The organism is Streptomyces sp. NPDC093598, assembly GCF_044764825.1.
GTDB lineage: Bacteria > Actinomycetota > Actinomycetes > Streptomycetales > Streptomycetaceae > Streptomyces.
The window spans coordinates 167,561-181,627 of the sequence record NZ_JBIWIV010000016.1; the positions used below are offsets into that span (position 1 = coordinate 167,561).

The 14,067-nt window shown below is 71.5% G+C and carries 14 protein-coding genes; 12 read left to right on the plus strand and 2 right to left on the minus strand.

Annotation, left to right across the window (positions count from 1 at the left end; genetic code table 11):
• Positions 1 to 49: 49 nt before the first annotated feature.
• On the plus strand, positions 50 to 610 hold the full coding sequence (locus ACIRDU_RS32690) for an HIT family protein (RefSeq protein ID WP_403586309.1): 561 nt from the start codon (positions 50 to 52) through the stop codon (positions 608 to 610).
• 136 nt (positions 611 to 746) lie between these two features.
• Here the strand turns inward: ACIRDU_RS32690 and ACIRDU_RS32695 are convergent, their stop codons facing one another.
• Together ACIRDU_RS32695 and ACIRDU_RS32700 are read right to left on the minus strand one after the other, a co-directional pair.
• The gene (locus ACIRDU_RS32695; RefSeq protein WP_403586311.1) at positions 747 to 2,414 is read right to left on the minus strand and encodes a hypothetical protein; all 1,668 of its coding nucleotides are present in this window, start codon (positions 2,412 to 2,414) and stop codon (positions 747 to 749) included.
• Positions 2,415 to 2,586: 172 nt separating this feature from the next.
• A complete protein-coding gene (locus ACIRDU_RS32700; RefSeq protein ID WP_403586314.1) occupies positions 2,587 to 4,785 on the minus strand; it encodes an elongation factor G-like protein EF-G2 in 2,199 nt (732 codons plus the stop codon).
• A 245-nt stretch (positions 4,786 to 5,030) separates the two neighbouring features.
• Here ACIRDU_RS32700 and pgsA point away from each other — a divergent pair, with 245 nt between their 5' ends.
• From pgsA to yajC, 11 genes are all read left to right on the plus strand, one after another.
• On the plus strand, positions 5,031 to 5,786 hold the full coding sequence (pgsA, locus tag ACIRDU_RS32705; RefSeq protein ID WP_403586367.1) for a phosphatidylinositol phosphate synthase: 756 nt from the start codon (positions 5,031 to 5,033) through the stop codon (positions 5,784 to 5,786).
• Entirely contained in the window at positions 5,783 to 6,691 is a 909-nt protein-coding gene (locus tag ACIRDU_RS32710; protein ID WP_403586316.1) for a phosphatidylinositol mannoside acyltransferase, read from the plus strand. The genes pgsA and ACIRDU_RS32710 overlap by 4 nt, the downstream gene beginning before the upstream one ends.
• The gene (locus ACIRDU_RS32715; RefSeq protein WP_403586319.1) at positions 6,688 to 7,851 is read left to right on the plus strand and encodes a glycosyltransferase family 4 protein; all 1,164 of its coding nucleotides are present in this window, start codon (positions 6,688 to 6,690) and stop codon (positions 7,849 to 7,851) included. Before ACIRDU_RS32710 ends, ACIRDU_RS32715 begins: the two co-directional genes overlap by 4 nt.
• Before the next feature lie 73 nt (positions 7,852 to 7,924).
• Positions 7,925 to 8,467 carry a hypothetical protein gene (locus ACIRDU_RS32720; RefSeq protein WP_403586321.1) on the plus strand — a complete coding sequence of 181 codons (543 nt, stop codon included), beginning with the start codon at positions 7,925 to 7,927 and terminating at the stop codon, positions 8,465 to 8,467.
• A 137-nt stretch (positions 8,468 to 8,604) separates the two neighbouring features.
• Positions 8,605 to 9,510, plus strand: a complete 906-nt coding sequence (pdxS, locus tag ACIRDU_RS32725; protein ID WP_403586324.1) for a pyridoxal 5'-phosphate synthase lyase subunit PdxS — start codon at positions 8,605 to 8,607, stop codon at positions 9,508 to 9,510.
• A 13-nt stretch (positions 9,511 to 9,523) separates the two neighbouring features.
• Complete coding sequence (pdxT, locus tag ACIRDU_RS32730; protein ID WP_403586326.1) at positions 9,524 to 10,132, plus strand: pyridoxal 5'-phosphate synthase glutaminase subunit PdxT; 609 nt, start codon at positions 9,524 to 9,526, stop codon at positions 10,130 to 10,132.
• A gap of 48 nt (positions 10,133 to 10,180) precedes the next feature.
• A complete protein-coding gene (locus tag ACIRDU_RS32735) occupies positions 10,181 to 10,933 on the plus strand; it encodes a YebC/PmpR family DNA-binding transcriptional regulator (protein ID WP_283972585.1) in 753 nt (250 codons plus the stop codon).
• Positions 10,934 to 11,042: 109 nt separating this feature from the next.
• Positions 11,043 to 11,573 (plus strand): crossover junction endodeoxyribonuclease RuvC, encoded by a 531-nt coding sequence (ruvC, locus tag ACIRDU_RS32740; protein WP_403586329.1) that lies wholly within the window; start codon positions 11,043 to 11,045, stop codon positions 11,571 to 11,573.
• A complete protein-coding gene (ruvA, locus tag ACIRDU_RS32745; RefSeq protein ID WP_403586332.1) occupies positions 11,570 to 12,175 on the plus strand; it encodes a Holliday junction branch migration protein RuvA in 606 nt (201 codons plus the stop codon). The genes ruvC and ruvA overlap by 4 nt, the downstream gene beginning before the upstream one ends.
• A gap of 27 nt (positions 12,176 to 12,202) precedes the next feature.
• Entirely contained in the window at positions 12,203 to 13,273 is a 1,071-nt protein-coding gene (gene ruvB / locus ACIRDU_RS32750; RefSeq protein WP_403586335.1) for a Holliday junction branch migration DNA helicase RuvB, read from the plus strand.
• Positions 13,274 to 13,457: 184 nt separating this feature from the next.
• Positions 13,458 to 13,949, plus strand: coding sequence for a preprotein translocase subunit YajC (yajC, locus tag ACIRDU_RS32755; protein ID WP_403586338.1), 492 nt, complete (start codon positions 13,458 to 13,460; stop codon positions 13,947 to 13,949).
• Positions 13,950 to 14,067 lie beyond the last annotated feature (118 nt).

Consider the following 14,067-nt stretch of genomic DNA (forward strand, 5'->3'; position numbering starts at 1 on the left):
CCCCGGGGAGCTCCCGGGGGCCTTTGCCGTCCCCCCAGCTCGACGCCATATGCTGCACTGCATGACGAGTGAGCCGGAGCAGCAGCTGGGAGTGGGGACGCAGGACGCGTTCCAGCGTCTGTGGACGCCGCATCGGATGGCCTACATCCAGGGCGAGAACAAGCCGACCGGCCCGGGCGCCGGAGACGGCTGCCCCTTCTGCTCGATCCCGGCCAAGTCCGACGAGGACGGGCTCGTCGTCCGGCGCGGCGAGCAGGTCTACGCGGTGCTCAACCTCTACCCGTACAACGGCGGGCACCTGATGACCGTGCCGTACCGGCACGTCGCCGACTACACCGACCTGACGGCGGGGGAGACCGCCGAGCTCGGCGAGCTCACCAAGCAGGCGATGACGGCCCTGCGCACGGCCTCCGGCGCACACGGCTTCAACATCGGCATGAACCAGGGCTCGGTCGCCGGCGCGGGCATCGCCGCGCACCTGCACCAGCACATCGTGCCGCGCTGGGGCGGGGACACGAACTTCATGCCGGTGGTGGGACACACACGGGTGCTGCCGCAGCTGCTGGCCGACACGAGGAAGATGCTGGCGGAGTCCTGGCCGACCGGTTGATTCCGGCGGGTCCGGCACTCCCAGCCCGTCCGCGTTCGAGGACGAGGCCGTTCAGGCCGACGGGGGTCGGGGGGCGCAGCCCCCAGGAACACCAGCCACCGCCGGTCCACGGCGGATCGGTTCGACCGCCGGAGGCCTACGCATCGTAGACATCCGCCTTCTTCGGCGAAGCCTCCTGAACCGCCCCGCTGAGCGCCGCCGACCGGGACCCGAACTTCTCCACGTCCACCCCGTTCTCCCGCAGCACCTTCAGCGCCGCCGTATGCACCACCCGCAGCACGGGCGTGGCCGCCCGCAGCGCGTCGTCGGCCATGAACCGGTGCCGCCACGGCTGATCGGCCCACGCATGCCGCAGACCGAACGGCTCCGGCAGCGTCAGACTGCCGCCGAGCCAGTTCAGCAGCGGCGGATACCAGCTCAGCGGGGCACGCGCGGCCAGCCGGACCACCTCGTCCGCGTCGATGAGGGGCATCTTCACGGTGCGGGTCTCCCAGAACCGGAAGGCCTTCTGCACCGTCTTCTCCCGGGCCGCGGGCTTCTCGTTGAACAGCGAGTTGACCGGGCCCAGGGCATGCCCGGTGACCTCGATGCGCAGCGTGTCATGCAGCACGGTCACCGTGATCAGCATCGTGATCACCAGGTGGCCGTCCCACAGAGTCCACTGCACACCCAGGTAGTGCCGGTCGCCGCTGCCGAACTGCTGCTTGTTGCAGATGTCCTGGATGGCGTGCGTCCGGACCGTGTACGCGTCGACGTCCGTGCCGCTCGGCCGGGACACCTCCGTCGCCTTCTCGCCGATCGGCGTGACGACCCAGTGCGTGATGGACGGCTTGGGGAAGCCGCCGGTGTTGATGGAGGTGCGCTCCAGCATGCCCAGACCGCCCTGGATCGCCACGATGACGTCCCAGCTGCGGAAGGGGTGGAACTCCTTGCCCGGCTCGGCGGAGACCAGCTCCTCGGCCAGCTGCCAGCTGCCCCACCGGGTGCCCATGCCGAGTATGCCCTTGGGGCCCGCGTAGAAGACCGAGTTGGACCGCTGCTCGGCGGCGAGACGGGCCAGTTCCTTGCGGACCTGCTCGGCCGCGTCACCGGGATTGCCGGGGACGGCCTCGGGGATCTTGGCGCCGACGCCGCCGCCCGACAGCAGGCTCGACCAGCGCTCCCGCAGGTCACGGGCGGTCCGCTCGCAGATCTGCTTGGCCCAGAACCAGCCGACCACCGGCATGATCACCGCCGCGCGTCCGTACAGGGCCCAGAATCCGGTGAACGGCATGCGGATCAGGAACAGCACGGCCAGCGCGCCCACAGCGACCAGCAGGGTGGTGGCGAGGGCGCCCGCGCGCTTGTCCTCGCGCTTGGCCATGGTGGTGCGCAGCGTGAACACCAGCAGCCACACGAGGAAGCCCGGCAGGAAGAGCAGCCCGCAGATCACCGTGATCGCCGAGAGCCAGTTGTCGCGGTCGCGGCGGATGCGGTGGGCCGCCAGGCAGTGCTCCACGACGACCTGCGGCTCGATGCCGAAGGACTGGATGACCGGCTTGCGCCCGGCACCCAGCATCCGGTCGATCACCGCGCGGGAGAAGGCCTCGCCCAGCCTGGGGCGGAAGATCTTCGCCCAGGAGCGCGGCGGGGTCACCTTGGACTGGTGCCACTCGTTGTCGGCGGCCAGGATCTTGGTGACCTCGTCGTCCCGGTACGCCGCCGCGGCCAGCGCGTAGGTCGCCGCCGTCTGGCCGCTCGCACCGGCCAGAGGAACCTGGGCCCCCGGGCTGAAGTCGAATCCGTCCGTCACTGCCGCCCCCATCGCTGCCACATCCGCATCTGCGGCCTTCCCGACTTCCGCGCTCCGCACACCTGTTGATCAGGTCATCAGCGTATCCGTCCGCACCGTTAAGCGGGGGCGGGCGGCCCGTCAAGCCGCCCGCCCCCGCGGAGGGGAGCCCGCACCAGGGCACTTGGTGGCGCCCGGCGCTCAACTACGAGGCTTTGCGCTCCTCTTCACGTACCCGGTCCGCGACCTGCTGCGGCATCGGTTCGTGCCGCGCGTACCGGCGGCTGAACCCCGCCGTGCCGTGCGCCATCGACCGCAGGTCGATCGCGTACCGGCCGATCTCGATCTCGGGCACCTCGGCCCGGATCAGGGTGCGCCCACCGGGTGTCTGCTCGGTGCCGAGCACCCGGCCGCGCCGCCCGGACAGATCGCTCATCACGGCGCCCACGAAGTCGTCACCGACCAGCACCGACACCTCGGCCACCGGCTCCAGCAGATGGATCTTCGCGTCGGCCGCTGCCTCCCGCAGCGCGAGCGCGCCGGCCGTCTGGAAGGCGGCGTCGGAGGAGTCCACCGAATGCGCCTTGCCGTCCAGGAGGGTGACCCGTACGTCGATGAGCGGGTACCCGGCCGCGACTCCCTTGGCCGCCTGGGCCCGTACGCCCTTCTCCACCGACGGGATGAACTGCCGGGGCACCGCGCCGCCCACGACCTTGTCGACGAACTCGATGCCGGACCCGCCGGGCAGCGGCTCGACCTCGATCTCGCAGATGGCGAACTGCCCGTGCCCGCCGGACTGTTTGACGTGCCTGCCCCGGCCGGCCGACCTGGTCGCGAACGTCTCGCGCAGGGACACCCGGTGGGGCACGACGTCGACCTGGACGCCGTACCGGCTGCGCAGCCGCTCCAGGGCGACGTCGGCGTGCGCCTCGCCCAGGCACCACAGGACCACCTGGTGGGTGTCCTGGTTCTGCTCGAGCCGCATCGTAGGGTCCTCGGCCACCAGCCGGGCCAGGCCCTGGGACAGCTTGTCCTCGTCCGGTTTGCTGTGCGCCTGGATGGCCAGCGGCAGCAGCGGGTCGGGCATCTGCCACGGCTCCATCAGCAGCGGGTCGTCCTTGGCGGACAGGGTGTCGCCGGTCTCGGCACGGCTCAGCTTGGCCACGCAGGCCAGGTCGCCCGCGATGACGTGCGACACCGGGCGCTGCTGTTTGCCGAACGGCGTGGACAGAGCGCCGATCCGCTCGTCGACGTCGTGGTCCTCGTGCCCGCGGTCGGCCAGTCCGTGCCCGGAGACGTGGACCGTCTGGTCGGCGCGCAGGGTGCCGGAGAACAGACGGATCAGCGACAGCCGGCCCACGTACGGGTCGGAGGAGGTCTTCACGACCTCCGCGACCAGCGGGGCGTCCGGGTCGCACGGCTTGAGCTCGCGCGGCTTGCCGTCGATGGTCGTGACCCGCACCGTCTCGTGCTCCAGCGGCGTCGGGAAGCCCCGCGTGATCAGCTCCAGGAGCTCCGCGGTGCCGAGCCCCTGCCGGGCGCCCTCGCCCGCCGGGGCGGCGGCCAGGACGGGGAAGAAGACCCCGCGTGCGACGGCCCGCTCCAGGTCCTCGATGAGGGTCTTGACGTCGATCGGCTCCCCGCCGAGGTAGCGGTCCATGAGGGTCTCGTCCTCGCTCTCGGAGATGATCCCCTCGATGAGCCGGTTGCGGGCCTCCTCGATCAGCGGCAGCTGGTCCTCGCCCGGCTCGGACTCCTTGCGCTCGCCGGTCGAGTAGTCGAACAGCTTCTGCGACAGCAGCCCGATCAGCCCGGTCACGGGCGCGTGCCCGTCGGGGGCCTGGGGGCCGTGCAGCGGCAGGTAGAGCGGCAGGACCGCGTCGGGGTCGTCCGCGCCGAAGGCCTCCGCGCAGGTTTGGGTCATCTCCTCGAAGCCGGAACGCGCCGACTCCAGGTGCGTGACGACGATGGCCCGGGGCATGCCCACGGCCGCGCACTCCTCCCACACCATGCGGGTCGAGCCGTCCACGCCGTCCGAGGCCGAGACGACGAAGAGGGCCGCGTCCGCCGCGCGCAGACCGGCCCTGAGCTCACCGACGAAGTCGGCGTATCCGGGGGTGTCGAGAAGATTGACCTTGATGCCGTCCCACTCGACGGGCACCAGGGAGAGCTGTACCGAGCGCTGCTGGCGGTGTTCGATGTCGTCGTAGTCGGAGACGGTGCCGCCGTCCTCCACGCGGCCCGCCCGGTTCACCGCCCCCGCCGTGAGCGCGAGGGCCTCCACCAACGTGGTCTTGCCCGCTCCGGAGTGGCCGACCAGCACCACATTCCGTACGGACTGAGGGTGGTCGGCCGCTTGTGCCCTGCCGGCGGCCCCAGGGTGTGTCTGTGCCTTGTCGCCCATGATCCTGCCTCCCGTGCACGGTGAGGTCACTGTGGGCGCGGACACGCGGGATCCTCCCCCAGACTCCGTCCGGGGGCACCCCCAGCGGTGGCGGCTCCGGCGACGCCCGCGGTCATTCGACCTTCCCACTCCCGTCACGGTGCGTCCATACGAACGACGTGACCGCGCCGCCCACCAGCGGCTCACGGGTTCCCCCGAAAGGGGTCCGGGTGCCCGCCCCTCACCCGCACGCGCGCGTGACTACGATGGGCCAGCCGGTGGCCAGCAGGGGCCATGCGGCGACACCGACCCTCGGGAAGGCCATGCTGAACAAGTACGCGCGTGCATTCTTCACGCGTGTCCTCACACCGTTCGCCGCGTTTCTGATCCGCCGGGGCGTCAGCCCCGACACCGTCACGCTCATCGGCACCGCCGGTGTGGTCGCGGGCGCGCTGGTCTTCTACCCCAGGGGCGAGTTCTTCTGGGGCACGGTCGTGATCACGCTCTTCGTGTTCTCCGACCTCGTCGACGGCAACATGGCCCGTCAGCTCGGCCGATCCAGCCGCTGGGGTGCCTTCCTGGACTCCACGCTCGACCGGGTCGCCGACGGCGCGATCTTCGGCGGCTTCATCCTCTGGTACGCCGGCGGGGGCGACGACCTCGTCCTGTGCGCCGTCTCGATCTTCTGCCTGGCCAGCGGCCAGGTGGTGTCGTACACCAAGGCCCGTGGCGAGTCGATCGGCCTGCCGGTCGCCGTCAACGGGCTCGTCGAGCGCGCCGAGCGGCTGGTGATCTCCCTGGTGGCGGCCGGTCTCGCGGGCCTGCACACGTTCGGTGTGCCGGGCATCCAGTACCTGCTGCCCGTCGCGCTGTGGATCGTCGCCGTGGGCAGCCTCGTCACGCTGATCCAGCGGGTCGTCACCGTCCGCCGGGAGTCCGCGGAGGCCGAGGCCGCGGCGGCCGCGCAGGACAATGAGGGCAAGCAGCAGAACGCCTCTCACGGGAGCGAGGCGGCCACGTGAGCGCACAGGACCGGCTGACGGACGCGCTGTACGGCCTCGGCTGGGGCACGGTCAAGAAGCTCCCCGAGCCGGTCGCCGTGCGGCTCGGACGCACCATCGCCGACCTGGCCTGGAAGCAGCGCGGCAAGGGCGTGCGGCGCCTGGAGAGCAACTACGCGCGCGTGGTGCCGGACGCGAGCCCCGAGCGCCTCGCCGAGTTGACCCGCGCCGGCATGCGCTCCTACCTGCGCTACTGGATGGAGTCCTTCCGCCTCCCGGCCTGGAGCAAGGAGCGGATCAAGGCCGGCTTGGAAGTCAAGGACCTGCACCACCTCACCGAGGGCATGGCCGCCGGCAAGGGCGTCGTCCTCGCGCTGCCGCACCTCGCCAACTGGGACCTCGCCGGCGCCTGGGTCACCACCCAGCTGGGCATCCCCTTCACGACGGTCGCCGAACGCCTCAAGCCGGAGACGCTGTACGACCGGTTCGTCGCCTACCGCGAGGGCCTCGGCATGGAGGTCCTGCCGCACAGCGGCGGCACCGCCTTCGGCACCCTGGCCCGGCGGCTGCGCGACGGCGGCCTGGTCTGCCTGGTCGCCGACCGCGACCTGTCGGCCTCCGGCGTCGAGGTCGGCTTCTTCGGCGACACGGCCCGGATGCCGGCCGGCCCCGCCCTGCTCGCCCAGCAGACCGGCGCCCTGCTGCTGCCCGTCACCCTCTGGTACGACGACTCGCCCGTGATGCGGGGCCGCGTCCACCCGCCCGTCGAGGTCCCCGAGTCGGGCACGCGCGCCGAGAAGACGTCCGTCATGACACAGACACTGGCCGACGCCTTCGCCACGGGGATCGCCGACCATCCGCAGGACTGGCACATGCTGCAGCGCTTGTGGCTCGCGGACCTCGACCCCGAGAAGGGGCGCCCGTGAGGATCGGCATCGTCTGCCCCTACTCCTGGGACGTACCGGGCGGCGTCCAGTTCCACATCCGCGACCTCGCCGAGTACTTCCTCCGCCTCGGCCACGAGGTGTCCGTCCTGGCCCCGGCCGACGACGACACCCCGCTGCCGCCGTACGTGGTCTCGGCCGGGCGCGCGGTGCCGGTGCCGTACAACGGCTCGGTGGCCCGGCTGAACTTCGGCTTCCTGAGCGCCGCCCGGGTGCGCCGCTGGCTGCACGACGGCGCGTTCGACGTGATCCACATCCACGAGCCGACCTCGCCCTCGTTGGGCCTGCTGACCTGCTGGGCCGCCCAGGGTCCGATCGTGGCGACCTTCCACACCTCCAACCCGCGCTCCCGCGCGATGATCGCCGCGTACTCGATCCTCCAAGCGGCCCTGGAGAAGATCAGCGCCCGCATCGCGGTCAGCGAGTACGCCCGCCGCACCCTGGTCGAGCACCTCGGCGGGGACGCCGTCGTGATCCCGAACGGAGTCGACGTCGACTTCTTCGCGCAGGCCGAGCCCAAGGCCGAATGGCAGGGCGACACCATCGGGTTCATAGGGCGCATCGACGAGCCCCGCAAGGGACTCCCGGTCCTGATGAAGGCCCTGCCGAAGATCCTCGCCGCGCGCCCGCGGACCCGGCTGCTGGTCGCCGGGCGCGGCGACGAGGAGGAGGCCGTGGAGTCCCTGCCCGCCGAGCTGCGCTCCCGCGTCGAGTTCCTCGGCATGGTCAGCGACGAGGACAAGGCCCGCTTCCTGCGCAGCGTCGACCTGTACGTCGCGCCCAACACCGGCGGCGAGAGCTTCGGCATCATCCTCGTCGAGGCCATGTCCGCCGGAGCCCCCGTCCTCGCCTCCGACCTGGACGCCTTCGCCCAGGTCCTGGACCGGGGAGCGGCCGGCGAACTGTTCCCCAACGAGGACGCGGACGCTCTGGCCGACGCGGCCCTGCGCCTCCTGGAGGACCCGGAGCGACGGGCACAACTGCGCGAGCGGGGGAGCGCCCACGTACGGCGCTTCGACTGGTCGACCGTCGGCGCGGACATCCTGTCCGTCTACGAGACGGTGACGGCCGGTGCGGCCGCGGTCGCCGAGGACGAGCGCACGACCGGGCTGTGGGGGCGGCTGGGGTTCGCCCGGGACTGACACCGGGCCGGCGGGTGACCATGGCAGGGCAGGGTGAACGGCGCGGCCCCACGTGCCGCTAGCCTTGCCGCCCGTGACCACCACTCTCATCTGGATCGCCGTCGCCCTGGTCGCGATCGGGCTCTACCTCAGCTGGACCGCCGGCCGGCTCGACCGTCTCCACGCCCGGATCGACGCCGCCCGTGCCGCCCTGGACGCGCAGCTGGTGCGCCGGGCCTCGGTGGCGCAGGAACTGGCGACGTCGGGGGTCCTGGATCCGGCCGCCTCGATCGTGCTCTACGAGGCCGCGCACGCCGCCCGGCAGGCCGAGGAGGAGCAGCGGGAGGTCGCCGAGAGCGAACTGAGCCAGGCGCTGCGGGCCGTCTTCGGGGAGGCCCCGCAGGTCGAGGCGGTGCGCGAGGCGCCCGGGGGAGAGGAAGCGGCCCGGGAACTCACCGAGGCGGTCCGCAGGGTGCCCATGGCCCGGCGCTTCCACAACGACACCGTACGGGCGGCCCGGGCCCTGCGCCGGCACCGCAAGGTGCGCTGGTTCCGCCTGGCCGGTCACGCGCCCTTCCCCATGGCCTTCGAAATGGACGACGAGCCTCCGGTGGCCCTGGTGGACCGGGCCGCCTGAGCCCCGTTCACCTGCCGTTTCCCGGCCGTCCGCCGGAAAAGGATCCACGGCGTTCCCATTGGCCCTTGCTGTGGCCTGCTCCCCTCACGTTTCCTCGTTGCTGCAGAAACCCCCTTTTCCCCTCAGCGAGGTCACCCGTGTCCATCTCCGAAAACCAGGCTCCCGAGACCGGTACCGCCCGAGTGAAGCGCGGCATGGCCGAGCAGCTCAAGGGCGGCGTCATCATGGACGTCGTCACCCCGGAGCAGGCGAAGATCGCCGAGGACGCGGGCGCCGTCGCCGTCATGGCCCTGGAGCGGGTCCCGGCCGACATCCGCAAGGACGGCGGCGTGGCCCGCATGTCCGACCCGGACATGATCGAGGGCATCATCGACGCCGTCTCCATCCCGGTCATGGCCAAGTCCCGCATCGGCCACTTCGTCGAGGCCCAGGTCCTGCAGTCCCTCGGCGTCGACTACATCGACGAGTCCGAGGTCCTCACCCCGGCCGATGAGGTCAACCACTCCGACAAGTGGGCCTTCACCACGCCGTTCGTCTGCGGCGCCACCAACCTGGGCGAGGCCCTGCGCCGCATCGCCGAGGGCGCCGCGATGATCCGCTCCAAGGGCGAGGCCGGCACCGGCAACGTCGTCGAGGCCGTCCGCCACCTGCGCCAGATCAAGAACGAGATCGCCCGCCTGCGCGGCTACGACAACAACGAGCTGTACGCCGCCGCCAAGGAGCTGCGCGCCCCGTACGAGCTGGTCAAGGAAGTCTCCGAGCTCGGCAAGCTCCCCGTGGTGCTGTTCTCCGCCGGCGGCGTCGCCACCCCGGCCGACGCGGCCCTGATGCGCCAGCTCGGCGCCGAGGGCGTCTTCGTCGGCTCCGGCATCTTCAAGTCCGGCGACCCGGCCAAGCGCGCCGCCGCCATCGTGAAGGCCACCACCTTCTACGACGACCCGAAGATCATCGCGGACGCCTCCCGCAACCTGGGCGAGGCCATGGTCGGCATCAACTGCGACACCCTCCCCGAGACCGAGCGCTACGCCAACCGCGGCTGGTAAGGCACATCGATCCATGAGCGACACCCCCGTCATAGGCGTCCTGGCCCTCCAGGGCGACGTCCGGGAGCACCTCGTCGCCCTGGCCGCGGCAGACGCCGTGGCCAGGCCGGTGCGGCGCCCCGAAGAACTCGCCGAGGTGGACGGCCTCGTCATCCCCGGCGGCGAGTCCACCACCATCTCCAAGCTGGCCGTCCTGTTCGGCCTGATGGAGCCCCTCCGCGCGCGCGTGCGGGACGGCATGCCCGTCTACGGCACCTGCGCCGGCATGATCATGCTCGCCGACAAGATCCTCGACCCGCGCTCGGGGCAGGAGACCATCGGCGGCATCGACATGATCGTGCGCCGCAACGCCTTCGGACGGCAGAACGAGTCCTTCGAGGCGGCCGTCGGCATCAGGGGCATCGAGGGCGATCCGGTGGAGGGCGTCTTCATCCGCGCCCCCTGGGTGGAGTCCGTCGGCGCCCGGGCCGAGGTGCTCGCCGAGCACGGCGGCCACATCGTCGCGGTCCGCCAGGGCACCGCGCTGGCCACGTCGTTCCACCCGGAACTGACCGGCGACCACCGCGTCCACGCCCTGTTCGTCGACATGGTGCGGGCGAACCGGGCAGCCGAGTCCTTGTAGGATTCCTGCGTTCGTTGCTGAGATGGGTTACGCGAAGGAGACAGGCAGATGTCCGGCCACTCTAAATGGGCCACGACGAAGCACAAGAAGGCCGTCATCGATGCCAAGCGCGGCAAGCTCTTCGCGAAGCTGATCAAGAACATCGAGGTCGCGGCGCGGATGGGCGGCGCCGACATCGATGGCAACCCGACGCTGTACGACGCCATCCAGAAGGCGAAGAAGTCGTCGGTCCCGAACAAGAACATCGACTCGGCGGTCAAGCGCGGCGCGGGCCTGGAGGCCGGCGGCGCCGACTACGAGACGATCATGTACGAGGGCTACGGTCCCAACGGTGTCGCGGTGCTCATCGAGTGCCTCACGGACAACCGCAACCGCGCCGCCTCCGAGGTCCGCGTCGCCATGACCCGCAACGGCGGCTCCATGGCCGACCCGGGCTCGGTGTCGTACCTGTTCAACCGCAAGGGCGTCGTCATCGTCCCCAAGGGCGAGCTGACCGAGGACGACGTGCTGACCGCCGTGCTCGACGCGGGCGCCGAAGAGGTCAACGACCTCGGCGAGAGCTTCGAGGTCCTCAGCGAGGCCACCGACCTGGTCGCGGTCCGCACCGCCCTCCAGGACGCCGGCATCGACTACGACTCGGCCGACGCCAACTTCGTCCCGACCATGCAGGTCGAGCTGGACGAGGAAGGCGCCAAGAAGATCTTCAAGCTGATCGACGCGCTGGAGGACAGCGACGACGTGCAGAACGTCTTCGCCAACTTCGACGTCAGCGACGAGGTCATGGAGAAGGTCGACGCGTAACGCCGGGCTCCAGCGAGTCAACGGGCCGACGGGACACACCCCGTCGGCCCGTCGCGTTGTCGGTGGCACCCGATAGCCTGCACAAACAGGTGAGCGAAAGGGAGGGCGTGTGCGCGTACTGGGGGTGGACCCGGGACTGACCCGGTGTGGTGTCGGCGTCGTCGAGGGCGTCGCCGGGCGGCCGCTCACGATGATCGGCGTCGGCGTCGTCCGCACGCCCGCGGACGCCGAGCTCGGCCACCGCCTCGTCGCCGTCGAGCAGGGCATCGAGCAGTGGCTCGACGAGCACCGGCCCGAATGCGTCGCCGTCGAGCGTGTCTTCAGCCAGCACAACGTCCGTACGGTGATGGGCACCGCCCAGGCCAGCGCCGTCGCCATGCTCTGCGCCGCCCGCCGCGGGATCCCGGTCGCGCTGCACACCCCGAGCGAGGTCAAGGCCGCCGTCACCGGCAGCGGCCGGGCCGACAAGGCACAGGTCGGCGCGATGGTCACCCGCCTGCTCCGGCTCGGCGCACCGCCCAAGCCCGCCGACGCGGCCGACGCCCTCGCCCTCGCCATCTGCCACATCTGGCGCGCCCCCGCCCAGAACCGACTCCAGCAGGCCGTAGCCCTGCACACCTCGAAAGGCCGGACGGCATGATCGCCTTCGTCAGCGGCAGGGTCGCCGCGCTCGCCCCCGACGCCGCGGTCGTCGAGGTCGGCGGCGTCGGCATGGCCGTCCAGTGCACGCCGAACACGCTGTCCACGCTTCGCGTCGGCCAGACCGCCAAGCTGGCCACCTCCCTCGTCGTACGGGAGGACTCACTGACTCTGTACGGTTTCGCGGACGACGACGAGCGGCAGATCTTCGTGCTGCTCCAGACCGCGAGCGGTGTGGGACCGAGGCTCGCCCAGTCGATGCTCGCCGTGCACACCCCGGACGCCCTGCGGCGTGCCGTGGCCACGGGCGACGAGAAGGCGCTGACGGCCGTCCCCGGCATCGGCAAGAAGGGCGCCCAGAAGCTGCTCCTGGAGCTGAAGGACCGGCTCGGCGAGCCGGTCGGTGCCCCCGCCGTGGGCGCACCCGTCAGCACCGGCTGGCGCGACCAGCTGCACGCCGCCCTCATCGGCCTCGGGTACGCGACCCGGGAGGCCGACGAGGCGGTGACCGCCGTGACGCCGCAGGCGGAGGCCGCCGAGGGCACGCCCCAGGTGGGGCAGCTGCTGAAGGCGGCCCTGCAGACCCTGAACCGCGCCCGATAGTCCGTACCGAGATTCCGAGGCAACTCCATGAACTGGGACGACACGACCGACGCCGATGCCGCGGAGCGGCTCGTCGGTGCGTCCGCCGACCGTGAGGACCAGGCCGTCGAGGCCGCCCTGCGCCCCAAGGACCTGGGCGAGTTCATCGGCCAGGAGAAGGTCCGCGAACAGCTCGACCTCGTCCTGCGCGCCGCACGCGCGCGGGGCGCGACCGCCGACCACGTGCTGCTCTCCGGCGCCCCCGGCCTCGGCAAGACCACCCTCTCGATGATCATCGCGGCCGAGATGGGCGCCCCCATCCGCATCACCTCGGGTCCCGCCATCCAGCACGCCGGCGACCTCGCCGCGATCCTCTCCTCCCTCCAGGAGGGCGAGGTCCTCTTCCTCGACGAGATCCACCGCATGTCCCGGCCCGCCGAGGAGATGCTGTACATGGCGATGGAGGACTTCCGCGTCGACGTCATCGTCGGCAAGGGCCCCGGCGCCACGGCCATCCCCCTGGAGCTGCCCCCCTTCACCCTGGTCGGCGCCACCACCCGCGCCGGCCTGCTGCCGCCCCCGCTGCGCGACCGCTTCGGCTTCACCGCCCACATGGAGTTCTACGAGCCGGCCGAACTGGAGCGGGTCATCCACCGCTCGGCGAACCTCCTGGAGGTCGAGATCGAGCCGGAGGGCGCCGCCGAGATCGCCGGCCGCTCCCGCGGCACACCCCGTATCGCGAACCGCCTGCTGCGCCGCGTCCGCGACTACGCGCAGGTCAAGGCCGACGGGCTGATCACCCGGGACATCGCAGCGGCCGCCCTCGCGGTGTACGAGGTGGACGAGCGTGGTCTCGACCGCCTCGACCGGGGCGTGCTGGAGGCCCTGCTCAAGCTGTTCGGCGGCGGTCCGGTCGGTCTCTCCACGCTCGCTGTCGCGGTGGGGGAGGAACGTGAGACCGTGGAGGAGGTCGCCGAGCCCTTCCTCGTGCGGGAGGGCCTGCTGGCCCGCACCCCGCGCGGCCGGGTCGCCACCCCCGCCGCATGGGTGCATCTCGGCCTCACCCCGCCACGCTCCCAGGCCACCGGAAACGGACAACAGGACCTGTTCGGGGCGTGACGGCGCCGTTACGGCCCCGGGCGGCGAGGTCAGTGGCCGGAGCAGGAACCCCGGTGCCATGCTGAGCGTTGTTCCATGCGCGCGGACTCGCTTAGACTCCGCCGATGCCGCCTTTGTCGGCGGCGTACACACCCCCAACCATCTGGCCGCTCACAGCGCGGTCGTGTGAAGGAAGTACCGACCCGTGAGTCTCCTGACCCTCCTCCCGTTCATCGTGCTCATCGGGGCCATGTTCCTGATGACCCGGTCGGCCAAGAAGAAGCAGCAGCAGGCCGCCGACATGCGGAACCAGATGCAGCCCGGCAGCGGTATCCGCACCATCGGGGGCATGTACGCCACGGTCAAGGAAGTGAACGAGGACACCGTCCTCGTCGACGCCGGACCCGGCGTCGATCTCCTCTTCGCCAAGAACGCCATCGGCGCCGTCCTCACCGACGACGAGTACAACCGCATCGTCCACGGCGTCGAGCACGACCTGAAGTCCGACGCCGACATCGTCCCGGACGACGCCTCCTCCCTCACCGAGATTGGCGACTCCGCCGCCGACGCCCCCGCTGACGACAAGGCTGTCGACCTCGGCAAGAAGGACGCGGCCGAGGAGCCGGCCGAGGACGCGGCCGAGGCGAAGACGGACGCAGAGCCGAAGAAGACCGACGGCGACTCCGAGGCGAAGTAGTCGTGTCCCGGGGGGGGGGGGGGGGGGGCCCCGCCCCCCCCCCCCCCCCCCCCCCCCCCCCCCGCCCCCCCCCCCCCCCGGGGGCCCCCCCCCCCCCCCCCCCCCCCCCCCCCCCGGC